Raw genomic sequence first — 24,297 nt, 5'->3', positions numbered from 1 at the left:
GAACTCGGAAGTGAAACGCAGCCGCGCCGATGGTAGTGTGGCTTGTCCATGCAAGAGTAGGTCACCGCCAGGGGCTTTATCCTGAAACACCCTCACCGGCAACGGTGGGGGTTTTTCTTTGCCTGCGGTTTTCTGCGGCGCTTCAGGCGCCGTTACCCCTGTAGAAGCGCCCCTTGGCGCGACCGCCATGCACCCGGCTGCCACTACCGGCCACCATCCCTCACTGCCCGCAGTCGCGCACCAACGTTCGACCGGCGGCTGTGGTCGCGGCCCGTCACCGGCGGGCAATCCCACCGCCAACATCGAAGGTCGGAACAGGGAGGCGCACCGCTTGGCCGGCACATCGATAGACGGCACACCGCGGCCGGGTTCCTACACGGACGTTCCGCGCATCCGATGCGTTTTCCCCCCGTCCATCAAAGGGCGGGCGCACACAGGTGCGCTCCTGCAGGACCGCGGGGCGACTGCTCGCGCCATGCCCGCGATGGACGTTGTTCTTGATGATCTGGGGAGAACGGAGATGTTGCGTCTTTCCGTGTTCAACAGGCGCCAGCCCGCAAAGCGCGCCCCCGAGCCCAGCCTTGCACTTTAGCTTCGAGCAATCGCGCCTTTCGGAGCGCCTTTGTCATCTGGCCGCCCCATGCCTCTATGATGCAAAGGACTACGACGCGGCGCCGAGGGAGACGCAGCCTTGTTCGTTCATGTGGAGACACGGCGACGTTCCACCATGCAGTGGGCGACGCTGCTGCTGGTGCTCGTGTGCGTGGCCAGCTTCGTGGCACTGGCATTGATGGCGCCACCAAAGCGGATCTCGTTCCTGCTGGAGTGGGGCACGATCCCGGCCAACATTTTCGACACGCGCGAAGCGCTGTGGCGCCAGATGGGCGACCCGGCTCTGCTCCGGCTATTCACGGCGCTGTTCATCCATGTGGCCTGGATCCACCTCTTGAGCAATCTGCTCTTCCTGGTGATCTTCGGTTTGCCGGCGGAGCGCACGCTGGGCTCGGCCCGGTTTCTCTCGTTGTTCGTCGCGGGCGGGATCGTCGCCAATCTGGTGGGCGCGTTGACGCTTGCCGGCGTGCGGCTGCCGATCATCGGCTGCAGCGGTGCGGTCTCGGCGGTACTCGGCGCGTACGCGGCATTGTTCCCGCGGGCGCGGTTGGGGCTGGTTTTGCCGCTGGGTCTGTTCCTCGAATTCGTGCGCGTGCCAGCCTACCTGCTGATCGGTATCTGGGTTTTGCTGCAGTTGCTCTTCAGCTACGCCGGCCCGAGCTACGGAGCGGTCGTGTGGTGGACACACATCGCCGGATTCCTGTTCGGCATGTTGTTCGCGCTGTTCTCGCGCGAAGCGATTGCGCGCCGCCTGCGCGGCTAAACTGCGCGCCATGCGTACCAGAAAACTCTACAAGGTGACCTTCCTGCACCTGGGCAAGTGCTACGAGCTGTACGCGCGGCACGTCGACACCAGTGCGCTGTGGGGTTTCACCGAAGTCGGCGAACTGGTGTTCGAGCCGGCCGGCTCGGGCTTGCTGGTGGACCCCACCGAGGAACGCCTGCGCGACGAATTCGCCGATACGCAGGTGCTTCATCTGCCGATGCAGTCGATCGTTCGCATCGAGGAGGTCGAACGCAAGGGCACGCTGGTCATCCGCGACGCGAACGATGGACAGAAGGTGACGCCTTTCCCGATGCCGACAAAACCAAGATGAGCAGCACCCGCTGACCGGATGGTGCGTCTTGCCGGCCGAACGCTTCGACAAGACTGCCCGCTTGCCCGCTTCGCCTTGCGCTTGACGGGTGCCTAGGCCGCGCTGAGCCCATGGCGCAGGCCAAAACCGCGCATGACCCGGCGTGCGATTGGCGTGGCGGCCACTTCGCGCCAGATCCGGTGCGGGTCGCTGCCTTCGTTCCGCATCGCTTCGCGCTTGCGATGGATGTAGGCGCGCATCACGTCCGCGTTGAACTCCGGGTGGAACTGCACGCTCACCGCATTGGGGGCGTAGCGAAGCAGATGATGCGGATCACGCGCCGAGCGCGCCAGCACCGTGGCGCCTGGTGGCGGCTCCAACACGCTCTGTTCGTGCGTCGTATGGGCGCGGAAACTGGTGGGGAGCCGGGCGGTAAGAGGATCGTGGCCGGCAGCTGCGGTGAGCTCGATCGGCAGCGTGCCGATTTCCCGCCCGCCCGGCAGGTAGTCCACGCGACCGCCCAGCGCATGCGCCATCAACTGGTGGCCGTAGCAGACGCCGAACAGCGGCAGATGCGCATCCATGGCATTGCGGATCCAGCCAGCGGTACGTTCACTCCAGGCGGCTCGTTCGGTGACCATCGCGGCCGAACCGGTGATCAGTGCGCCAGCGACGTTGCTCGGCGGGGGCAGGCTCTCCCCGGCGGCGACGTCGACCACCTGAAGGCGGACGGGCGACAGTGCCGCGCAGAGGCGGAACCAATGCGGAAAATCGCCGTGACGCGCGCGGATGGCATCGGGCGCACGGCCAGTGCGAATGATCAGGATAGGTTTCATGCGGACGTCTGGATGCCTAAAGCCTAGGATTGGCTTTCATGTTCGATCGGTGGCAATACCGTGAGTACTTCCTGCACCGTGGTCAAGCCCTTGGCCACCTGCGCCGCGGCCGATATGCGCAGCGGCTGCATGCCTTCGGCCAGCGCCGCCTCGCCAAGCCTGGCCAGGTCGAGTTGGGCCGAGATCAGGCCGCGCAGGCGCGAGCTGAGGCGCAGCATTTCGTAGACGCCCGTGCGACCCATGAAGCCGGTATTGCGACACTCCAGGCAGCCGACCGGCTCGAAAACCCTATGCGGCGCCGGCAGCGACCAACCGTGCGTGAGCGCGGTCCAGGTGTGCGGATCCTGTTGTGCCTCGCGCTTGCAGTGCGGGCATAGCGTGCGCACAAGGCGTTGGGCGACCACGCCGGTCAGCGTGGACTGGATGAGGTAATGCGGTACGCCCAGGTCGAGCAGGCGGGTCACCGCGCTCGGTGCGTCGTTGGTGTGCAGGGTGGACAGCACCAGGTGGCCGGTCAGCGACGCCTGCACCGCCATCTGCGCGGTTTCGAGGTCGCGGATCTCACCGATCATGATGATATCCGGGTCCTGGCGCAGCAGCGTACGCACGCCGGCGGCGAAGTCCAGGTCGATCGAGGCCTGCACCTGCATCTGGTTGAGCTCGGGGCTGACCATCTCGATCGGGTCTTCCACCGTGCAGACGTTGAGCTCCGGCCGCGCCAGGTGCTTGAGCGTCGAATACAGCGTCGTGGTCTTGCCCGAGCCGGTCGGGCCGGTCACCAGCACGATCCCGTGTGGGCGTTCGACCATCAAGCGCCAGATTTCGCCTTCCTCGGGCGAGAAACCCAGTTGCGAGAAATCCTTGGCGACGATGTCCGGATCGAAGATGCGCATCACCACCTTCTCGCCGAAGGCGGTGGGCATGGTCGATATGCGCAACTCGACCTCGCGCCCGGCGGATGAGCGCGTCTTGATGCGGCCGTCCTGCGGGCGTCGCTTCTCGGCCACGTCCATGCGCGCCAGGATCTTGATGCGCGCGGTCACCGCGGTCATCACCGGCGGCGGCAACTCGAACACCTTGTGCATCACGCCGTCGATGCGAAAGCGCATCTGCCCGGCGTCGCGCCGCGGCTCCAGGTGGATGTCCGACGCGCGCTGCTCGAAGGCGTACTGCAGCAGCCAGTCGACGATGTGCACGACATGGCGGTCGTCCGCGCCGACCTCGCCGGTCTTGCCCAGCTCCACCAACTGCTCGAAATTGAGGATCGCAGCCGAACTGTCGTAGCCGGCACCCTTGGCGTCCTGCGCCATCTGGATCGAGCGCTGCACGCCGTAGAACTCGGCCAGGTACCGGTTGATGTCCAGCGGGCTGGCCACCACCCGGCGAACGTCCCGGCGGAGCATCTGCGCCAGGTCGCCCGCCCAGGCCGCGTCGAACGGCTCGCAGCTTGCGAAGGTCACCTCGGACGGCGTGGCGGCGACTGGCAGGATGCGATGGCGCGTGGCATAGGCATGGCTGACCACCTGGGTCACCGCCGCCACGTTGATCTTCATCGGATCGATCTTGAGGTAGGGCAGTGCTGCCTGGCCGGCCAGCCATTCGGTCAGCGCTTCCAGGCTCAGCGGACGGCCCGGTTCGCGCAGGTTCGCCAGCTTGGCGTTGGCGATCAGCACAAGCGGGTGCAGCTCGACCGTGCTGCGTCCCGCGCGCACGCCCATGCGCACGTTCTTGGCGTCATCGGCGGCGACGTAGCCGTCCACCACCAGCGCGGCCAGCACGTCGTCCAGCCCCAGCCGGCCACGACGACCGAGCAGGGATGCGATTTGCGGTGATGCGGCCATCGAAGACGGGCTCCCACGGGTGCGTTCGAGCGGCGCCGGACCAGTGCCTGCGCGGGCTTTGGCTATACTAACGCGCTTTGTAGTTGGGCCAATCGCCATGCCAGCGCGCACTTTCCAGGACGTGATCCAGACCCTCAACCGCTACTGGGGCGCGCAAGGCTGCGTGCTCCTGCAGCCGCTGGACACCGAGGTCGGCGCGGGTACTTTCCACCCGGCGACCTTCCTGCGCGCGCTTGGGCCCGAGCCCTGGGCGGCTGCCTACGTGCAGCCTTCGCGCCGTCCCACCGATGGCCGCTACGGCGAAAATCCCAACCGCCTGCAGCACTACTACCAGTACCAGGTGGTGATGAAGCCCAACCCGGAGAACATCCTGGAGCTGTACATCGGCTCGCTGAAGGAGCTCGGGCTTGATCCGCTGGTGCACGACCTGCGTTTCGTCGAGGACAACTGGGAATCGCCCACGCTCGGCGCCTGGGGCCTGGGCTGGGAGGTCTGGCTCAACGGCATGGAAGTGACCCAGTTCACCTACTTCCAGCAGGCCGGCGGCCTCGAGTGCCGTCCGGTGACCGGTGAGATCACCTACGGCCTCGAGCGCCTTGCGATGTACCTGCAAAACGTAGACAACGTCTACGACCTGATCTGGACCGACGGTCCACGTGGCGTGGTCACCTACGGCGATGTGTTCCACCAGAACGAAGTGGAACAGAGCACCTATAACTTCGAGCACGCCAACGTGCCGGAGCTTCTGCGCTGGTTCGACGTCTGCGAGGCCACCGCCAACCAGCTGATCGGCGCCGGACTGCCGCTGCCGGCCTACGAGCAGGTGATGAAGGCCAGCCACACCTTCAACCTGCTCGACGCCCGCCGTGCCATCAGCGTGACCGAGCGCCAGCGCTACATCCTGCGCGTGCGCACGCTCTCGCGTGCCGTCGCCGAAGCCTACGTGGCGCAGCGCGAGAAACTGGGTTTTCCCGGCCTGAAGAACGTTTCCAAGGAGCAGGCCGCATGAGCGCCGCCAAATCGCTGCTGATCGAACTGGGCACCGAGGAGCTGCCGCCCAAGGCGCTCGACGAACTGTCGCAGGCGTTCCTGGACGGAATCGTCCAGGGCCTGGGCAAGCGCGGCATTGAAGGCGGGCTGGACGAGGCGCGCGCCTACTGCACGCCGCGCCGGCTGGCCGTGTACGTGCCGGCGGTCGCTGCCACGCAGCCAGAACAGCATATCGAACGCCGCGGTCCGGCGCTCACGGCCGGGCTGGACGCACAGGGCCAGCCCTCCAAGGCGTTGACCGGCTTCGCGCAGTCCTGCGGCGTCGAGGTGGACCAGCTGGAAAAGCTCGAGACCGACAAGGGCGCGTGGTTCGTGTTCCGCGCGGTCAAGCCTGGCCAGTCGCTGGCCGCGCTGCTGCCGGAGATCGTCGAGGAGGCGCTCAGGGGCCTGCCGGTCCCGCGCCCGATGCGCTGGGCCGACCACGACTACGCCTTCGTGCGCCCGGCGCACTGGCTGGTGATGCTGCATGGCGCGGACATCATCGACGGTGAGGTGCTGGGCCTGAAGAGCGGCCGCAAGTCGCGCGGCCACCGCTTCATGCATCCCAATCCCGTGCACGTGACCGACGCCGACGGCTGGCTCGACGCGCTGCGCGCGGCCAAAGTGCTCGCCGATCCGCTCGAGCGTCGTGAACGCATCCAGGCGGAAGTGGCCCGTGCCGCTGGGCAGACCGGCGGCGAACCGCGCCTGGACGATGCCCTGCTGAACGAGATCGCCAACCTCACCGAATGGCCGGCGGCGATCGCCTGTGCCTTCGAGCGCGAGTTCCTCGCCGTGCCGCCCGAAGCGCTGGTCACCACCATGGAGACCAACCAGAAGTTCGTGCCGGTATTCGACGTCGCAGGTTCGCTCAGCGAACACTTCATCGGCGTGGCCAACATCGAGTCGAAGGACCCGGCCGAGATCCGCAAGGGCTACGAGCGCGTGATCCGCCCGCGCTTCGCCGATGCCAAGTTCTTCTGGGACGAGGACCTCAAGACGCCGCTGGCGAGCTATCAGGAGCCGCTGAAGAACGTTACCTACCAGCAGGCCTTGGGCAGCCTGTGGGACAAGAGCGTGCGCGTGGCCGAACTCGCCCGCGTGATCGCCAGCCGCGTGGGTGTCGATGCCGGCGCCGCCACGCGCGCCGCTTCGCTGGCCAAGTGCGATCTGCTGACCCGCATGGTCGGCGAGTTTCCCGAACTGCAGGGCGTGATGGGTCGCTACTACGCACAGCGCCAGGGCGAAGGCGAGGCAGTGGCGCAGGCGCTGGACAGCTACTACCAGCCGCGTTTCGCCGGCGATGCCATCGCCGCCGACGCCGTCGGCCAGGTACTCGCCGTGGCCGAACGACTCGACACGCTGGCCGGCATCTTCGCCGTCGGCATGAAGCCCAGCGGCAACAAGGATCCGTTCGCGCTGCGCCGCGCGGCGCTCGGCCTGGCGCGCACGCTGGTCGAGGCAAGCCTGGAGCTGGATCTGCGCGCCAGTTTCGCCGAGGCGCTGGACCTGTTGCCGGACACGGCGCTGGCCGCCGGCCTCAAGCCGGGCAAGGATGGCAAACCGGCGGTGTTCGATGCCGGCGCGCGCCGCGCCGCACTGCTGGGCGAACTCGCCGAGTTCGTGTTCGACCGCTTGCGCGGCTACTACGCCGAACTGGGTTTCACTCCCGAGCAGTTCGAGGCGGTGCTGGCCGTGGGACCGGCCACGCTGCCGGACTTCGACCGTCGGCTGCGTGCAGTGGGGGAATTCGGCCGTCGTTCCGAAGCGGCCAGTCTGGCCGCCGCCAACAAGCGCGTGGCCAACATTTTGCGCAAGGCCGAGGAAGAAACCGGCATCGCGCCAGGCGGCGTGGTCGACCCGGCCTGTTTCGACTCGCCCGCCGAGCATGACCTGGCCAGCGCGCTGGACGCCGCCCTTGCCGATACCGCCGCGCCGCGTGCCGCCGGCGACTACACCGCCGTGCTCACGCGCCTGGCGCAGCTGCAGGCGCCGGTGGACGCTTTCTTCGACAGCGTGCTGGTCAACGCCGAGGACGTCCGCGTGCGCGCCAATCGCCTCGCCCTGCTGGCCAGCCTGAAAGCGCAGTTCGCGGCGGTCGCCGATATCGCGCGTCTGTAGTGTCGGATCGGGACCGGCGCATCTTCCCGCGCTCCGGGCGATCAAAGCTGTGCCTGGACCCGGTAGTCGTCGGCTTTGATGCGCCGGGCCACTCTCCGACAGACAGCTAAGTGCGCTCTCGCGGTTTTCGTCCGCGAACTCGAATGCCCGTACCGCGGACCATGATCGGCCGAATCAGGCGCCGGTGCGCCCTATCCGCTCGGCCAGCTGGCGGTTGAACGTCAGCATCGCGTCGGTATCCACGCGAATGCCGCCCGGGCCCATGGCCTCGTAAAGCTTGGCCAGAAGATCGGTGTGGTCGGCCAGCGGAAGTCGTTGCCCGGCCAGTTCCAGTTCCGATTGCAGGATGCGCATCGCAGCGTTGAGGCGTTGCGTGTCCACGCTGGTGCTCGAGGTGACCAGAACGTGGCCGGTTGCACCGTCCAGGCGTGCGCGTGGCCGCTGCGTGGTGTCGCTGCTGGTTTGCTCGTCGGCGCCGGATTGGTCCACGTCCGTCAGGATCGCGCCCTCGCCGGCGACCAGCCAGATCAACGAAATCCCGAGCGTGCGCGCAAGGGTCACGCAGCGTGCGCGCGAGGGGTCGGTGTTGCCGTCGCGCCAGCTGCGCACCACGCCTTCGGAAAAGCCGCACATGCGGGCGATTTCGGTAGCGCTGCCGACGCGCTGGATCAGCAGCTTGATGCGGTCGGCGAAGGTGCCGGGGCTTTCGGATTGGGATGAGGGCGGTGCGAGGTTCATGGGCTTTTCCCGACATCAGGAAGCATCACTGGCAGCCGCCGACCGGAAGCCGCCATGCGCCATCGTAGCGCGCCGTGCTTACCGCGGGCTTTGGCGTGCCTTGCCAGCGTTTATGCCATGTGAATGGCAAAAGGGACGTCGCCGGGGCTGCCATCAGTCTGGCTTGACTTTTGCCCGGGGGCGGTTTTTTCCGCTATGCTTGGAACTTCCCCCGCGGAAAACGTACGCGAGACGCCGTACGGTTTGCGTGCATTCCCCAAAGCAAATGCTTTTCAATTGAATAGAGGTTTCCCCATGCGCAGGATGGTCTGGTCGCTGATGTCGGTAGCTGCGCTGGCACTGGCTGGCTGCAACGGCTCCAACGCCCCCGAACAGGGCAAGGGCGACAATGCCGCCGTCGCGGCGAAGGCGAACTCGGTCAGCGGCACGATCAACGTGCGCGGCGACAGCGCCGTCTCGCCGGACGCCAAGCTCACGGTCAACCTGGTCGACGTGTCCTCGACCGACCAGGCCGGCGCCGCGCTGGCTACCAAGACCATCGCACCGGTGCAGTTCCCGCAGTCGTTCGAGCTCACCTTCAACCCGGCCGACGTCAACCCGGCCGACCTGTACGTGGTCAAGGCCGACCTGACCGACGGCGAGCGTCACTACAAGATGGCGCTGCAGGCGCCGGTACTGACCAAGGGTGCGCCCAACCAGGTGACGATCGAACTGGTCGCCGAGCAGACCCCGGGCGAGAAGGAGCTGGCCGATTTCCAGTCCGTGCAGAAGCAGATCGGCGGCATGAAGATCAGCAATGGCACCAAGCTGGAGAAGGACGTCTCGCGTGCCTGGCAGGTGTTCCGCCAGAACGGGCAGGTGCAGTTCATCCGCGGCCGCGCCGATTACGGCGACAAGGGCTTCACCAGCACCGACTACGCCTACCGCGACGGCAAGCCGTGGGTGGTGGTGCAGCAGAAGAAGGCCAGCCAGGATGCCAAGCCCAGCTCGACCGAGCGCGCCGGCTGGGACAAGGACGGCAATCTGGTGCTCAAGCAGGTCGTCTCCGGCAGCAAGACCGACACGCTTGGCGATGACGAGGCCGCCAGCCTCAAGAACCAGGCCGAAAACATCCTCAAGCTGGCCACGGGCGGCAAGGGCAAGTAAGCCTTCCGCCTGCTCCCAATGGACGTCCAGCCATCTGGGCGTCCGGCCAAAAAAAAGCCGCCCGAGGGCGGCTTTTTCGTGGAAGCGCGATCGGCGTCAGAAGCCGATCTTGACGCCCAGGTTCACGCTGTCGTCCTTCTGGGTGTCATCGCTGAAGCGGCCGTGATAGCCGAACCAGCCGGTGACGTTCGTGCTGAACTGGGCGGACAGGCCAAGATCGGCACCAAGCCAGGTCTTGTCCGGCACGTAGCCGGTGAGCGCGAAGGTTCCGGGCATGCCGACCAGGCCGGCCTGGACCTCGCGAGCATCGGCCTTGTCGTCGTGGTTCCAGGACACTTCCACGAACGGCATCAGCGTGGCGCCGCCGGCCTGCCACTGGCCCTGCAGGCGCCAGCCGAGCGATTCGAGCAATGCGTCGCGCTGCTGGCGGCCGAACCACATGGCGGTGCTGTCGTTGCCCGTCTCGGCGTAGCCGTTGACCTTCGCCGTCTGCCACTCCGCGCGCGCGAACGGTCCGGTCTTCAGGCCGCCGCTGCCGAACCACCAGCCGCCTTCGAGGCCGGCGCCGAGATGGGAGCCATCCGCCTTGCCGCTCTCGTTGCGGGTGGCGGCGCCCAGCTGGATGCGCCGGTTGATGTCCTTGAAGTTGGACTGGCCGAAACTGGCGAAGCCGCCCAGGTAACCGCCGCCGTTGTGGTACAGCGCGTAACCGAGGCCGGAAATGTCCTGCATCTTGTAGCCGCCAGCGCCACCGGTGAAATCGGCATTGTTCTGGCCCAGCGAGAGCGCAACGCCGACCGACACGTGGTCGCTCACGCGCGCGTCGGTGCCGAGGGTCAGGTTGACGTTGTCGCTGTCGGTGCGGGGCGAGCCACCGGTCGCGTCGAAGCGCTGCCGGCCGTAATCCACGCTGGCGAAGAAGCGGGTATCGCTGCCCTGGCCATCGGCCAGCAGCTGGTTGCGGATCGCGCGGTACTGCGTGCCGGTCGCCGCCAGCGGCGCCTCGCCCAGCAGCGAAACCTGGCCCGGTGCCTCGAGGATGGACATCACATACTGGCCCAGCACCGCATGCGCCGCGGTGGTCGGATGCACGCCGTCGGCGAACACGTAGCTCTGGTCGGCGCCATCGGGGTAGGTATAGGGCAGGCCCGAACCGGCCGGACCGCACTGCACCGACGATGCGCCCGCGCCGCAGGCCGGCTCGTTGACGTTGGTGAAGCCGAAGGTCTGCGGGTCGGCAATGATCTCGTTGAACAGGCTGTAGACATTGACCGGAACGATGCCCACGCCCATTTGCGACAGGCCGGCGTTGAGCTGGCCGTTGAAGACCAGGCCGAGGCCGCCCAGCGCGGTTGCCGCCTCTGGACCCTGAGCAAGCGCCGAAGGCGTCAGGCCGATGTTGGGCAGGTTGAACACCAGGATGTTCTTGGCGCCCGCCGCCTGCAGCTGGCCGATCAGCTTGACCTCCTGCTGGGCCGCGGCGGCAACGCCCGCCTGTGCCTGTTCCGCGGTCTCGAACGCGCTGACCCCGGCGCCGGCGAGCACCGCCGCGTTCACCTGGGCGGTGACGGTCGGCGTGATCTGCGCGGTGAAGGCGGCGATCGCGGCCGGATCGTTCGGAATGATGTTGTTGGCGATCGCCAGCGAGACCTGTTGCGTAATTGTCTGCGCGATCAGCTGCTGGGCGGTGACCCCCGCGCCGGCGGCGGTGGCGTGATAGAAGATGTCGTTGGCGCCGCCCCAGATCGAGTACAGCGCATTGGCATCGACCGTGCCGGCGGCCAGGTAGCCGCCCACCTGGCTGGTCAGCGTGGGCACCGCGGCGGGCGTGCCCGGGGAATTGACGAGCACGCCGGCGCCGCCCCACGCGTAGTCCGAGCCCCCGGTCAGTGACGGCGCGATCGGCTGGCCAAGCGCGCTGGCGACGTTCTCGATGGCCAGGGTGCCGGGATTGGTGGTGAAGCGCAGCGGCGGCTGCACGCCGGGCGCGGTCGCCAGCGAGATGTTGCCGTTGTCGCTCAGGCTGTCGCCGAACACGACGACCTGGTCGAAATCGGTGGCCGCGGCGGCCGCGCTGAACAGCAGACCGGCGAGGATGGCGCCGGCAAGACGGGTACGGGGCATGACGGTGACGCTCCTTGAGGGGCCGGGATGGCCTTCGTTATTTGAGCGTCACGGTAATGCAGTCCATACGGAAGCGCATGCTGCGGCGCATCGCGTGTGCGCGGTGCGGAAAGGCCGGGCTGCGATTTGCCATCGCCGAGCGCGGCCAGGGCGAACGGTCCCCCAGCAAACTATCGCGTGGACCCGTTGTCGATCCGATCCCCTGCGGCCAAGGCGCGTCGTGTCGAAATAGCGTCGCGCCGCTCGTCGCGGTCCATAGGGCAAGAAACCGGCAAAGGACACCTACGTCCTGCGAACCACCGAGGCGAGGGGAAAAGTCATGACGGCCACGACGGCAGCGAAGAGAAAGCTGGTACTGAAGATGTCCGTCTCGCTGGACGGTTTCGTCGCCGGACCGAACGGCGAGGCCGACTGGGTGTTCCGCACCTCCGGCGGCGACGATTCGACCCGATGGGTCCTCGATACGCTCGGCGACGCGGGCGTGCACATCATGGGGAGCGGCAGCTATTACGACATGGCGGCGTTCTGGCCCTATTCGGAAATGCCGCTCGCACGGCCGATGAACGATATCCCCAAGGTGATTTTCTCAAGGCACGGGCTCGACGACGGAACGCGGGGCGATCAGACGACCAAGGCCTTCGCCGAAGCAAAGGCGCGCAATGCGGAAAGGCATGGCGCCACGCCGACAGTGGCGGTCCTGGACTCCTGGGCCAGGCCGACCGTGGCACGCGGCGATCTGGTGGAGGAAATCCAGCGGCTGAAGCAGCAGCCGGGCAAATACATCCTGGCGCACGGGGGCGCCCGCTTCGCCCGCAGCCTCGTCACCTCCGGCCTCATCGACGAATACCGGCTGGCCATCCACCCGGTGATACTGGGCCAGGGCCAGCCGCTGTTTGCCGGACTAGGCAGTCCGGCCGATTTGCGGCTGCTCAGCGTGACCCCCTTCAGCTCCGGGGCGATGGCCGTCGTCTACCAGCCGGCCTGAGCCCGAGCGCGGACGTTTGCCCCACGCGCGCCCGGAACGGACTCCGGGCGCGGATCGGGCGTCCCTGTGGTTTCAGCGTTTGCCCTCGCGCGCGCGCAGCAACGCGTCGGCGAAGGCGTTGTTGGCCGGCGGCGCGGCGGGCTTGGGCGGCGGCGCACCCCGCTGCGGGCGGGTGCCGCGGTTGTCGTCGCCGGGGCGGGCGCCGCGGGCCTGGCCCGGTTCGTCGTCCAGACGCATCGACAGGCCGATACGTTGGCGCGGAAGGTCCACCTCCATCACCTTGACCTTGACGATGTCGCCGGCCTTGACCGCATCGCGCGGGTCCTTGACGAACGTGTGCGAGAGCGCGGACACGTGCACCAGACCGTCCTGGTGCACGCCGATGTCGACGAACGCGCCGAACGCGGCGACGTTGGTGACGCGGCCTTCCAGGATCATGCCGGGACGCAGGTCCTTGAGGTCCTCCACGCCTTCGGCGAAGCTCGGCGCGACGAACTCCGGACGCGGGTCGCGGCCTGGCTTCTCCAGCTCTTTGAGGATGTCGCGCACGGTCGGCACGCCGAACTTTTCGTCGGTGAACTGCTCGGGCTTCAGGCCGCGCAGGAAGCCGGTGTCGCCGATGATGTTGCGCACCTCGCGACCGCACTGGGCGATGATCCGCTCGACCACCGGGTAGGCTTCCGGATGTACCGCGCTGGCGTCCAGCGGGTTGTCGCCGCTGGGCACGCGCAGGAAGCCGGCGCACTGCTCGAACGCCTTGTCGCCCAGCCGCGGCACCTTCAGCAGCGCCTTGCGGTTGGCGAACGGACCATGGGCGTCGCGATGCTTGACCACGTTCTCGGCGACGCTCGGCGATAGTCCGGCCACGCGCGAGAGCAGCGCGGCCGAGGCGGTGTTGACGTCCACGCCGACGGCGTTGACGCAATCCTCGACCTTCGCGTCGAGCGCGCGCGCCAGCTTCACCTGGTTGACGTCGTGCTGGTACTGGCCCACGCCGATCGCCTTGGGCTCGATCTTCACCAGTTCGGCGAGCGGATCCTGCAGGCGGCGCGCGATGGACACGGCGCCGCGCAGGCTGACGTCGAGGTTCGGAAATTCCTTCGCAGCCGTTTCGGACGCTGAATAGACCGAAGCGCCGGCCTCGCTGACCACGATCTTCAACAGTTTGGCATCCGGCAGTTTCTTGATCAGCTCGCCGGCCAGCTTGTCGGTCTCGCGCGAGGCGGTGCCGTTGCCGATCGCAATCAGGTCCACGTCGTGCTGCTTGCACAGCTTCGCCAGCACGACCAGCGATTCGTTCCACTGCCGCCGGGGCTCCAGCGGATAGATCGTCTCGGTCGCCAGCAGCTTGCCGGTGGCATCGACCACGGCCACCTTGCAACCGGTGCGGATGCCCGGGTCCAGGCCCATCACCGTCTTGGCGCCCGCCGGCGCGGCCAGCATCAGGTCTTTCAGGTTGTCGCCGAACACGCGGATCGCCTCGTCCTCGGCGCCTTCGCGCACGCGGCCGAACAGGTCCAGCGTCAGGTGCAGGTGCAGCTTCACGCGCCAGGTCAGGCGCACGGTTTCGCGCAGCCACGCATCGGCAGCGCGGCCGCGGTCATGGATGCCGGCGTGCGCGGCGACTCGGCCTTCGCCCTCCAGATGGCCCTGTTCGGCGTCGAGCGCCGGCTGCAGCTCCAGTTCGATCACGCCTTCGTTGCGCGCGCGCATCAGCGCCAGCAGGCGATGCGAGGGGATCTTGCCGACCGCTTCGACATGATCGAAGTAATCGCGGAACTTGGCGCCCTCGTTCTCCTTGCCCTCGACCACCTTCGCGCGGATCTGGCCCTTGTCCCAGAGCCAGTCGCGCAGCTCGCCGACCAGGTGCGCATCCTCGGCGATGGACTCCATCAGGATGGCGCGTGCGCCATCGAGCGCCGCGCGCACGTCGGCCACGCCCTTGTCGGCATCGACGAACGATTCGGCGAATATTTCGGGGGTAAGCGTCGGATCGTCGCGCAGGCCGGTCGCCAGTGGCTCCAGGCCCGCTTCGCGGGCGATCTGCGCCTTGGTGCGGCGCTTGGGCTTGTAGGGCAGATAGAGATCTTCCAGCCGCGCCTTGGTGTCGGCGGCGAGGATGTCGTTCTTCAGCGCATCGGATAGCTTGCCCTGCTCCTCGATGCTGGCGAGGATCGCGCCGCGGCGCTCCTCCAGCTCGCGCAGGTAGCGCAGGCGCTCTTCGAGCAGGCGCAGCTGCGTGTCGTCCAGGCCGCCGGTGGCCTCCTTGCGGTAGCGGGCGATGAAGGGCACGGTCGCGCCCTCGTCGAGCAGGCCCACCGCCGCGCGCACCTGGTCGGGCTTGGCGGCGATGTCCTGGGCAATGCGGTGTTCGATGCTGAGCATGTGATCAAGGGCTTCAAGTGGTGCAGGGAGCCGTCGATCATAACAACCGCAGCGCGGTTCGTCGGGTGGGTTCGCCCACCATGCGGGATGGCGATGGTGGGCCGAACCCCACCCTTCGTTCAGGCGTGGAAAGATCCATCGTTGCGCGGTGCGGGGTGGTGGAATGCGCCGGCCCGGCCGTTGAGCACCAGGGTGTTGGCGAGCATGTCGTGCAGGCCCTGCCTGCGCCGCGTCCAGCCGATCATCAGGAAGCCGACGCCCACGATCATCCAGCTGAGGATCTTCGCCGCGTAGCGTCCCAGCGCGCGCCAGAAGCCGATGCGCCCGCCGTCCAGATCGGTCACGCGGATGCCCATCGCCAGCTTGCCCACGGTGGCCTGCCAGGCCGAGCTCTCACAGATGGCGAAATACAACCAGACCAGCACGGCAGTCAGCGCGATGCCCATGCGCATGGTTTCGTAGTACTGGCCGTAGGCAGCCAGCATCACCTGGGGATCGGAACCGGCCGAGAGCAGGACCTGCTCCAGTTTCGCCTGGGCCGCTTCGTTGCCGAACGCATTCATGATCAGCATCTGCGGGATGTAGAGCACGATCACGTCGATGATGTAGGCGACCAGGCGCTTCCAGAAACCGGCGTAATCCTCCAGCGCCGCCGTGGTGGTCGGCGGCGGCACCACGGGCGCGGGCCCAAGCGGCGGGGGCGTGGCGGCCAGCGCGTCGGGGAACAGCACCGACAAAGGTTGCCAGTCGGCCAGGCCCTCGTACCAACCCAGGTCCTCGGCGGCGAGCTGGCCACTGCGCAGCCACTGGCGCACGTCCTCCTCCTTGTAGGGACCGTGGCGCTGGCCATCGCGGCCGATCCAGATTTCCATGCACTCGCTCCGCAAATTTCGATTCAAGCGATGATGCCATGGGCCACCGCACCCTGCTCCCTCGCGCCCGCTCTTATCGAAGATGAGGGAGGCGTCGGGTGGGGCTCGTTCTTGCAGGATTGCTTTCAAGTGCGCCGCGAACCCCGGCCTCTTCCCGGGAGAGGAGGGCAAGACAAGCTTCAGGCGCGGCGCTTCAGATGCACCAGCAACAGCGAGATCGCCGCGGGCGTGACACCGCTGATCCGCGCGGCCTGGCCAATCGTGGCCGGTTGCGTGCGCTTGAGCTTGAGCAGCACTTCGGAGGAAAGGCCACGCACCTTGTCGTAATCGAAACCGACAGGAATGTCGGTGTGCTCGTGGCGACGCTGGCGCGCGATCTCCTCGCGCTGGCGCTCCAGGTAGCCGGCGTATTTCGCCTGCACCTCGACCTGCGCCGCGACATCCTCGCGTTCCACGGTGGGGCCGAGTTCGCTGACGGCGGCGAGCTTGCCGTAGTCCAGTTCGGGGCGTCGCAGCAGGTCCAGTGCGTTGGTTTCGCGGCTGAGCGCAATGCCGAGCTGGCGCTCGATCGTCGCGCCCAGCGCATTGGTTGGTGCCGCCCACAGCGAGGCTAGCCGCTGCGTCTCGCGCTCGACCGCCTCGCGCTTGGCGCGCAAGGCATCGAAGCGCGCCTGCGGTACCACGCCGAGCGCGAAACCCTGCTCGGTCAGGCGCAGGTCGGCGTTGTCCTCGCGCAGGTGCAGCCGGTACTCGGCGCGCGAGGTGAACATGCGGTAAGGCTCCAGCGTGCCGTTGCTGGTGAGGTCGTCGATCAGCACGCCGATGTAGGCCTCGTCGCGCCGCGGGAACCAGGGTGCCTCGCCGCGGACCATGCGCGCGGCGTTGAGCCCGGCGACCAGGCCCTGCGCGGCGGCTTCCTCGTATCCGGTGGTGCCGTTGATCTGGCCGGCGAAGTAGAGCCCGCCGATGCTCTTGGTCTCCAGCCATGGCTGCAGGCCGCGCGGGTCGAAGTAGTCGTATTCGATGGCGTAACCCGGACGCGTGATGTGCGCGCGCTCGAAGCCGGCGATCGAGTGCACCACCTCCAGCTGCACGTCGAACGGCAGCGAGGTGGATATGCCGTTGGGATAGATCTCGAAACTGTCCAGTCCTTCGGGCTCGATGAAGATCTGGTGCGAACCCTTGTCGGCGAAGCGCACCACCTTGTCCTCGATCGAGGGGCAGTAGCGCGGGCCGATGCCCTCGATCTGCCCGCTGAAGAGCGGCGAGCGGTCCAGCGCGCCGCGGATGATCTCGTGCGTGCGCTCGGAGGTGTGGGTGATCCAGCAACTGACCTGGCGCGGATGTTCCGCGCGCGATCCCAGGTAGGAGAACACCGGCGCGGGATCGTCGCCCGGCTGTTCCTCCAGCCCGCCGAAGTCGATGCTGCGCAGGTCGATGCGCGGCGGCGTGCCGGTCTTGAGCCGGTCGGCCGCCAGCGGCAGTTCGCGCAGGCGTATCGCCAGCGCGCTGGCGGGCGGGTCGCCCGCACGCCCGCCGGCGTATTGCGCCGGGCCGATGTGGATCTTGCCGGCGAGGAAGGTGCCGGCAGTGAGCACCACCGCGCCGGCACGGAAGGTCACGCCCATCTGCGTGACCACGCCTGCGACGCGGTCGCCCTCGATGAGCAGATCGTCGACGGCCTGCTGGAACAATTCGAGATTCGGCTGCGATTCCACCATCCGCCGGATCGCCGCGCGGTACAGCGTGCGGTCGGCCTGGCAGCGCGTGGCGCGCACGGCCGGTCCCTTGGAGGCGTTGAGCGTGCGCCACTGGATGCCGGCGCGATCGGCCGCCTGCGCCATGGCGCCGCCGAGCGCGTCGATCTCCTTGACCAGGTGTCCCTTGCCGATGCCGCCGATGGCCGGGTTGCAGCTCATCGCACCGACGGTCTCCAGGTTGTGGGTCAGCAGCAGGGTGCGCGCGCCGCAGCGGGCCGCGGCCAGCGCCGCTTCGGTGCCGGCATGGCCGCCGCCAACCACGATCACGTCGTAGCGGGTGGGATGGATCATCGAAAGGCGCCTGGCGCGTGCGAGGACGGAACGTGCGTATGTTAGCGCTTTGGCGTCTGCGCCCGAACATAATCAAGAGCTTGGCACGATTGCTGCTTCACTCCGCGTGCACTTTCCATGGGCAGACGCTGCGCGAACCGCGCGCCGAGGCTGGGCAGACAGGGGCCTGACCGCGTACCGGGAGAGGAAGCATGACGGCGCCGCTGGGGATTCCCACGGCGCCGTCGCCTTTTCCGGCCCCGGAAAAACCAAGCCCCGCCAATGGCGGGGCTTGGTCGTGCTTAGATCTGGCGCCCGGCGGTCTCAGGAACAGGGGGAATCCAGGATGACCGTGTTGCCGGGCGCCAGAAACCGGAAAGTCGCAGGCGCCGTCGCGATCCGTCGCGACTGCGGAAGCGATATTCCCAGTACGGCCGTGAATAAAAAGTGACTAATTCCGGCTTTTTTTTGTAAGGCAGCTGACGCTGAGCGTCAGCCGGCCGGCCAGGCCCAGAGCCGAATGTGACGACGATCACGCTCTGGCACGGCCATTGCAGAGTCCGCTTCACCAACCCCATCCTCTGCGTTCCGTCATGAACAGCACTTTCGACTTCCAGCCCGTCTATCCGCGCCACGATCTGATGATCGAAATCGGCAAGGTGCAGATGGCGATCGAACACCTGGCCGCGCGCACCGAGCAGGAACGCCAGAACCTGCGCCCGCGCCTGGAAACGCACATGGTCCGCCTGCGCAACGCGCTGAGCCAGCTCGCCGCTTGACCGCCCCGTCGCCGGGCGGAGCGCCGTGAGGGCGTTCCGTCCGGCAACGTCCTTGCGGCCACGCGGCGCCGCTAGCCCTTGAGCATGTTGCCGACGATCTCGGTCAGGTTGCGCGAGAGCCGCTGCTCCGCCAGTCCCGCCACCGCCGCGCGCGCCTGTTCCCGCCGCGCCGGCTCCAGCCGCTGCCAGCCGTTGAACGCGGTCGCCAGTCGCGCCGCCACCTGCGGGTTGAGCGCATCCAGTTCCGCCAGTCGCGCGGCGAGGAACCGGTAACCCTCGCCATCGACGCGATGGAACCCGCTCGGATTGCCACGCGCCCAGGTACCGAGCAGGGCCTGCACGCGATTGGGATTCTTCAGGGTGAACGTCGGATCGCCCTCCAGCGCACGCACGCGCGCCAGCGCGGGATCGTCGGGGATTTGCGCCTGCACTGCGAACCACTTGTCCAGCGCGAGCGCGTTGTCTGCGTGGCGCGCGCGGTAGCGGGCGAGCGCATCGGCCGCCTGCGGCGCCCCGCTACGCACCAGCACCGCGAGGCCGGCGAGGCGATCGGTCATCGTCGCGGCGCGGTCGAACTGGGCGGTCGCGAAGGCCTGCGCCGTGGGCGCATCCAGCAGCGCCAGCAGTTCCAGCACGCGGCGCTTGAGCCGGCGCTGTGCCTGGCTGACGGCATCCAGTGCGTCGCTCGCCTGGGCGGTCAGCGCGCGGTAACGGTCGGCCAGCACGGGCGCGCCGATGCGGGCGGCAAGCTCGCGCTGCAGCGACTGGCGCAGGGTGTGGATGCGCGCCGGATCGACGTCGGTCTCGCGCTCGGCCAGTTCCACCTCGCCCGGCGGCGTGATCAGGTCGGCCAGCAGCGCCGGGTCCAGCGCGGCCTGGCCGAACAGCCCGGCGAGCGTGTCGCCCCACACCGCCAGCGCCTCTCGGCCACGACCGTCGCGCAGCTCCGCATAGGCGCGCCAGGCCAGCTGTTGAGCGGCCTCCCAGCGGTTGAAGCCGTCGGTGTCGTGGGTCAGCAGCAAGGCGAGCTCGGCCGGCGCGTAGGCGTAGTCGAGGATTACCGGCGCCGAGAAGCCGCGCAGCAGGGACGGCACCGGCGCGCGCTCGATGCCGGGGAACACGAACGACTGCTCGTGCGCATCGAGCACCACCACCTGCTCGCTCGCGCCCCCGTGCAACGGCAGCATATGGCCGTCCGGATCGAACAGCGCGAGCTTGACCGGGATCGGCAGCGGCCGCTTGTCCGGCTGGCCCGGCGAGGGCGGCGTGTGCTGGCGCAGGATCAGCGTGTAGGCGCGGCTGGCCGGATCGTAGTGGCCTTTACCCGACACCCGCGGCGTGCCGGCTTGGCCGTACCAGGCGAGGTAGGGTGAAAGATCGATGCCGTTGGCCTGGCCCAGCGCGGCGAGGAAATCCTCCAGCGTGGCGGCACGACCGTCGTTGCGCTCGAAGTACAGGTCCATGCCGCGGCGGAAACCCTCGCGCCCCAGCCGCCCGGCCAGCATGCGCACTAGTTCCGAGCCTTTTTCGTACACCGTCGCGGTATAGAAATTGTTGATCTCGCTGTACTGCGACGGGCGCACCGGATGCGCGAGCGGACCGGCGTCCTCGGGGAACTGCGCGCGGCGCAACAGCGCGACGTCGTCGATGCGCTTGAGCGAGGGCGAATTCATGTCCGCCGAGAACTGCTGCTCGCGGAACACCGTGAGGCCCTCCTTCAGCGACAGCTGGAACCAGTCGCGGCAGGTGACGCGGTTGCCGCTCCAGTTGTGGAAATACTCGTGGCCGATCACTGCCTCCACCGCGCGGTATTCGTCGTCGGTCGTGGTGTCCGGATCAGCCAGCAGGTATTTGGCGTTGAAGATGTTGAGGCCCTTGTTCTCCATCGCGCCCATGTTGAAGTCGTGCGTGGCGACGACGTGGAACACGGATAGATCGAAGTTGCGCCCGTAGGCCTGTTCGTCCCAGCGCATGGCGCGCTCCAGCGCGTCCATGGCGTAATGGCAGCAGGCGATCACGTCCGGCTCGGCCCAGATCACCAGCGCCACATCGCGACCGTCGGCGGTGCGATAGTCGCGCTCGATCTTGTCCAGCCGACCGGCCACCAGCGCGAACAGGTAACAGGGTTTCGGATACGGGTCGACGAAACGCGCCCAGTGGCGCTCGCCCGGCAGCTCGCCCGCGCCATCCGGATTGCCGCCGGCGAGCAGCACGGGGAAACGCTCGCGGTCGGCGCGCAGCGTGACGGTATAGCGCGCAAGCACGTCCGGGCGATCGGGGAAGAAGGTGATGTGCCGGAAGCCTTCGGCTTCGCACTGGGTCAGCAGGAAGCCGTGTTCGCGCGAGCCGGACAGGTACAGCCCTTCCAGCGCGGTGTTGGCCGCGGGGCGCACGCGCACGCAGGTTTCCAGCACGCTGCCGTCGCCAACGCCGTCGACCTCCAGCACGTTGTCGCGATAGCGATACGCCTGCGCGTCCAGCGGTTGCCCGTCCAGCACGATGGCGATCAGTTCAAGGCCCTCGCCGTCAAGCCGCAGCGGCGCGTCCTGCGCCGGATCGCGGCGCAGATGCAGGCGCGAGCGCACCTCGCTCGCGTCGATGCCGAGGTCGAATTCGAGTTCGACCTGTTCGACCGTCCAGGCGGGTGGTCGGTATTCGGCAAGGCGGATGGGCGAGGGGGTCTGTTCGTCGCGCGCAGTCATGGGGTGGAGAAGCCGCTGGGGGAAGGCTCAGGCTAACATGCGGCGCTTTCGCGACCGGACGGGACATGGGTGTTTTCGACGTCACCATCGAGTGGTTGGACACGCAGCCGGTCGTCGTATTGAACGACAGCGCGCGTGGTCGCCGCGTGCGCATCGCGCGGCATGGCGCCTGCGTGCTGGGCATCGAAGCGACCGTGGGCGGCCGGTTCGTGCAGTTCGCCGATGGTTATCGCGACGCGGTGGAGCTGGCAGCACGCCCGGGCTCGCGGTTCGCCGTGCTGGCACCCTTCGCCAACCGCGTCGCCGATGCGCGCTATCGTTTCGACGGCAACGATCACGACCTTTCGCCCGGCCTCGCCGGCGCGGCGCGCGCGAGCCGGCATGGTTTCGTGCGCGATGCCGACTTCGCCATCGGCGCGCTGGAGGCGGGCGAGCGCGCGGCGCGCGTGTCGTTCGCCACCACCATTCCGCCGCAGCCCGGCTACCCGTTCACGCTCGACCTGGTCGTGCGCTACACCCTGGCGGTCGACGGGCTGACGCTGGAAACGACCCTGCGCAACGTCGGCGTGCGCGCGGCGCCGGCCTTCGCCGGCTGGCATCCGTACTTCCGCGTCGGCGATGGCGCGCTGGCATCATGGGAGCTCGCCATCCCCGCCGCCTGCGTGATCGGCACCGGTGCGGACTTCATACCGCTACCTGGCGAGGCCGCTTACCTGCCGCTGGCGCAGGTACCGGCGCTCGACTTCCGCCAGCCGCGCGCGATCGGCGCGATCGAACTCAACCACACCTACGTCGGCCTGCAGGCCGACACCGATGGCCGCATGCGCGCCCGGTTGCGCGATCCGGCCAGCGGCATAGGCATCGCGGTGTGGCAGGAGCACGGCGTGCTGCTCGCCTTCACCGGCGATACGCTGGAACGCGATGCGCGTCGCTCGCTCGCGCTCGAACCGATGGAAAGCCTGCCCGACGCCTTCAACCGGCCCGACTGCGCAGAAGCTATCCGACTTGAACCCGGTGCCGCACGGATGTTCCGCTGCGGCGTGGAGATCGATACCCCATGACAGTCTTGCCTACTCTCGCCCAGATCCAGGACGCCGCCGCGCGCATCGCGCCTCATGCGCGCGTGACACCGGTGCTTCGCAGCGACGCGCTCGATGCGTTGGCCGGCGCGCAGCTGTACTTCAAGTGCGAGAACCTGCAACGCGGCGGTGCGTTCAAGTTCCGCGGCGCCTGCAATGCGGTGTGGGCGCTGGACGAGACCGCCGCCGCGCGCGGCGTGGTCACGCATTCCTCCGGCAACCACGGCAACGCGCTGGCGCTGGCGGCCGGGACCCGCGGCATCCGCGCCCACGTGGTGGTGCCCGAGGGCGCCGTACGCGCCAAGCTCGAGGCGATCGAGCGCGCGGGTGCGGTGCTGCACCGCTGCGCACCGACCCAGGCCGCGCGCGAGGCGACCACCGCGCAGCTGGTGCAGGACACCGGCGCGGTGCTGGTGCATCCGTATGCCGACAGGCAGGTGATGGCGGGGCAGGGCACGATCGCGCTGGAGCTGCTGGCGCAGGTCCCCGACATCGAGGCGATCGTCACGCCGGTCGGCGGCGGCGGCCTTGCCTCGGGAGTGGCCATCGCCGCGCATGCGCTGCGGCCGACGCTCAGCCTGCATGCGGGCGAACCGGCCGGGGCGGACGACGCCGCGCGTTCGATGGCCCGCGGCGAGCGCGTCACCGACGTGGTGCCCGATACGATCTGCGACGGCCTGCGCGCGCTGGTCGGCGAACCCAACCTCGACGCGCTGCGCCAGCATCGGATCGACATCATCACGGTGACCGACGAGGACACCATCGCCGCCATGCGCCTGCTGTGGCGGGAGCTCAAGCAGGTGGTGGAGGTTTCCAGCGCCACCGCCTTCGCCGCGATCCTGAAGGCGCCCGAACGCTTCGCCGGCCGCCGCGTGGGCGTGGTACTGACCGGTGGCAACGTCGACCTCGACGCGTTGCCCTGGTGAGGGGCCGCAGGTGGACTTCCGTCCACCTCAACCTTTCGGCGTGTGGATGGGTGGCTGAGGCTTTCCCTGCCTCTCAGGCGCGGGTGCGGCGCGCGCCGATACCGACCACCGCCGCCAGGCCCGCCAGCACCAGCGCGATACCCAGCCATTCCATCGCATCGGGCCGCTCGTCCAGGATCAGCCAGGCCAGCAGCACGCTGACCACCGGTACACCGAGGCTGGACAGGCTCGCCACCGTCGTGGGCAGGCGCTTGAGCACCACCAGCCACAGGCCCCAGGCCACGCTGGAAGCCATCACCGCGCTGTAGGCCAGCGCGCCGGCGAACGCCCAGTTCCAGGCGATCGGTCGCGCGGGCACCAGCAACGCCACCGCACCGAGTACCAGCGCGCCGACGAGCATCTGCCAGCTGGTCAGCGACAGCGCCGACACCGCGTGGCGCTGGAACAGCCGCTTGCTGAGCACCGTGCCGGCCGCCCACGCCGCGCCACCGGCCAGCGCCAGCACCGTGCTCGACGGACTGCCCAGGCCGTGCCAGGGTTCGAGGATGCACAGCAGTCCGGCCGCCGCGAGCGCCAGGCCCAGCCAGTGCCGCGCCGAAGGCGTCTCGCCCAACAGCGGCCAGGCCAGCAGCACCGACCAGAACGGCATGCTGTAGGCGAGCAGCGCCACGTGCCCGGCGCCGCCGCCCACCAGCGCCCACTGCTCCAGTCCCTGGAACGCGGCGGTCTGGCAAAGGCCGATCAGCACCGTGGGAAGCAGCGGCGGCGGATGCAGCGACTGGCGGCTGACGGCCAGCGCGGCGAACAGCACCACCGCGCCAAGCAGGTAACGCAGCGCGGCGAAATCGAACGGCCCGGCCCAGTTCAGCGCCTGCTTCATCACCACCCAGCTGTAGGCCCAGATCAGGATGGTGCCGGCCAGGGCGGCCAGCGCGCTGCGCTGCGGAGAAGGGTTCGACATCGGGGAGCGCATCGGGAAAGTGCGCCAGTGTACGCCGCGCGCTGCGCTACATTGG

18 protein-coding genes are annotated in these 24,297 nt (G+C 68.2%); 9 read left to right on the top strand and 9 right to left on the bottom strand.

Features of this window, described 5'->3' with window-relative positions; all coding sequences use genetic code 11:
- Positions 1-691: 691 nt before the first annotated feature.
- Positions 692-1,375 carry a rhomboid family intramembrane serine protease gene (locus tag ACFWZ1_RS16875; protein ID WP_231322415.1) on the top strand — a complete coding sequence of 228 codons (684 nt, stop codon included), beginning with the start codon at positions 692-694 and terminating at the stop codon, positions 1,373-1,375.
- 10 nt (positions 1,376-1,385) lie between these two features.
- Positions 1,386-1,709 (top strand): DUF1820 family protein, encoded by a 324-nt coding sequence (locus ACFWZ1_RS16870; protein ID WP_231322413.1) that lies wholly within the window; start codon positions 1,386-1,388, stop codon positions 1,707-1,709.
- 92 nt (positions 1,710-1,801) lie between these two features.
- Here the strand turns inward: ACFWZ1_RS16870 and ACFWZ1_RS16865 are convergent, their stop codons facing one another.
- Positions 1,802-2,524, bottom strand: a complete 723-nt coding sequence (locus tag ACFWZ1_RS16865) for a glutamine amidotransferase (RefSeq protein WP_231322411.1) — start codon at positions 2,522-2,524, stop codon at positions 1,802-1,804.
- A gap of 23 nt (positions 2,525-2,547) precedes the next feature.
- The gene (locus tag ACFWZ1_RS16860; protein ID WP_439667286.1) at positions 2,548-4,365 is read right to left on the bottom strand and encodes a GspE/PulE family protein; all 1,818 of its coding nucleotides are present in this window, start codon (positions 4,363-4,365) and stop codon (positions 2,548-2,550) included.
- Between the two features lie 97 nt (positions 4,366-4,462).
- Here ACFWZ1_RS16860 and glyQ point away from each other — a divergent pair, with 97 nt between their 5' ends.
- Positions 4,463-5,374: a glycine--tRNA ligase subunit alpha gene (gene glyQ / locus ACFWZ1_RS16855; RefSeq protein ID WP_231322407.1), complete on the top strand. Its 912-nt coding sequence runs from the start codon at positions 4,463-4,465 to the stop codon at positions 5,372-5,374.
- Positions 5,371-7,515: a glycine--tRNA ligase subunit beta gene (gene glyS, locus ACFWZ1_RS16850; RefSeq protein ID WP_439667285.1), complete on the top strand. Its 2,145-nt coding sequence runs from the start codon at positions 5,371-5,373 to the stop codon at positions 7,513-7,515. The genes glyQ and glyS overlap by 4 nt, the downstream gene beginning before the upstream one ends.
- A 174-nt stretch (positions 7,516-7,689) precedes the next feature.
- Here glyS and ACFWZ1_RS16845 read toward each other — a convergent pair whose 3' ends face one another.
- Positions 7,690-8,253, bottom strand: a complete 564-nt coding sequence (locus tag ACFWZ1_RS16845; protein ID WP_231322402.1) for a helix-turn-helix domain-containing protein — start codon at positions 8,251-8,253, stop codon at positions 7,690-7,692.
- Between the two features lie 294 nt (positions 8,254-8,547).
- Here ACFWZ1_RS16845 and ACFWZ1_RS16840 point away from each other — a divergent pair, with 294 nt between their 5' ends.
- Complete coding sequence (locus ACFWZ1_RS16840; protein WP_231322400.1) at positions 8,548-9,399, top strand: DUF1481 domain-containing protein; 852 nt, start codon at positions 8,548-8,550, stop codon at positions 9,397-9,399.
- Positions 9,400-9,495: 96 nt separating this feature from the next.
- Here the strand turns inward: ACFWZ1_RS16840 and ACFWZ1_RS16835 are convergent, their stop codons facing one another.
- On the bottom strand, positions 9,496-11,523 hold the full coding sequence (locus tag ACFWZ1_RS16835) for an autotransporter outer membrane beta-barrel domain-containing protein (RefSeq protein ID WP_439667284.1): 2,028 nt from the start codon (positions 11,521-11,523) through the stop codon (positions 9,496-9,498).
- 319 nt (positions 11,524-11,842) lie between these two features.
- On the opposite strand from ACFWZ1_RS16835, the gene ACFWZ1_RS16830 reads away from it, so the two are divergent.
- Complete coding sequence (locus tag ACFWZ1_RS16830) at positions 11,843-12,508, top strand: dihydrofolate reductase family protein (RefSeq protein WP_439667283.1); 666 nt, start codon at positions 11,843-11,845, stop codon at positions 12,506-12,508.
- Between the two features lie 72 nt (positions 12,509-12,580).
- Here the strand turns inward: ACFWZ1_RS16830 and ACFWZ1_RS16825 are convergent, their stop codons facing one another.
- The 3 genes from ACFWZ1_RS16825 to mnmG all read right to left on the bottom strand — a co-directional run bounded on the left by ACFWZ1_RS16825 (position 12,581) and on the right by mnmG (position 17,816).
- Entirely contained in the window at positions 12,581-14,893 is a 2,313-nt protein-coding gene (locus tag ACFWZ1_RS16825; protein WP_439667282.1) for a Tex family protein, read from the bottom strand.
- Between the two features lie 119 nt (positions 14,894-15,012).
- Entirely contained in the window at positions 15,013-15,765 is a 753-nt protein-coding gene (locus ACFWZ1_RS16820) for an RDD family protein (RefSeq protein WP_439667281.1), read from the bottom strand.
- A gap of 179 nt (positions 15,766-15,944) precedes the next feature.
- Entirely contained in the window at positions 15,945-17,816 is a 1,872-nt protein-coding gene (gene mnmG / locus ACFWZ1_RS16815) for a tRNA uridine-5-carboxymethylaminomethyl(34) synthesis enzyme MnmG (RefSeq protein WP_439667280.1), read from the bottom strand.
- A 572-nt stretch (positions 17,817-18,388) separates the two neighbouring features.
- On the opposite strand from mnmG, the gene ACFWZ1_RS16810 reads away from it, so the two are divergent.
- A complete protein-coding gene (locus tag ACFWZ1_RS16810) occupies positions 18,389-18,574 on the top strand; it encodes a hypothetical protein (protein WP_231322385.1) in 186 nt (61 codons plus the stop codon).
- A gap of 71 nt (positions 18,575-18,645) precedes the next feature.
- Here the strand turns inward: ACFWZ1_RS16810 and pepN are convergent, their stop codons facing one another.
- Complete coding sequence (gene pepN, locus ACFWZ1_RS16805) at positions 18,646-21,276, bottom strand: aminopeptidase N (protein WP_439667279.1); 2,631 nt, start codon at positions 21,274-21,276, stop codon at positions 18,646-18,648.
- 65 nt (positions 21,277-21,341) lie between these two features.
- Between pepN and ACFWZ1_RS16800 the strand changes: the two genes are divergently transcribed.
- Both ACFWZ1_RS16800 and ACFWZ1_RS16795 read left to right on the top strand, forming a co-directional pair.
- Positions 21,342-22,337, top strand: coding sequence for an aldose 1-epimerase (locus ACFWZ1_RS16800; protein ID WP_439667278.1), 996 nt, complete (start codon positions 21,342-21,344; stop codon positions 22,335-22,337).
- A complete protein-coding gene (locus tag ACFWZ1_RS16795; RefSeq protein ID WP_439667277.1) occupies positions 22,334-23,281 on the top strand; it encodes a pyridoxal-phosphate dependent enzyme in 948 nt (315 codons plus the stop codon). The genes ACFWZ1_RS16800 and ACFWZ1_RS16795 overlap by 4 nt, the downstream gene beginning before the upstream one ends.
- A 73-nt stretch (positions 23,282-23,354) precedes the next feature.
- Here ACFWZ1_RS16795 and ACFWZ1_RS16790 read toward each other — a convergent pair whose 3' ends face one another.
- On the bottom strand, positions 23,355-24,242 hold the full coding sequence (locus ACFWZ1_RS16790) for a DMT family transporter (RefSeq protein WP_439667276.1): 888 nt from the start codon (positions 24,240-24,242) through the stop codon (positions 23,355-23,357).
- Positions 24,243-24,297: the final 55 nt, after the last annotated feature.

This window comes from Frateuria sp. GZRe14 (assembly GCF_051900395.1).
GTDB classification, from domain to species: domain Bacteria; phylum Pseudomonadota; class Gammaproteobacteria; order Xanthomonadales; family Rhodanobacteraceae; genus Frateuria_A; species Frateuria_A edaphi.
Note: the sequence above shows the minus strand (reverse complement) of the source record. Positions and strands in the feature narration are given on the sequence as shown.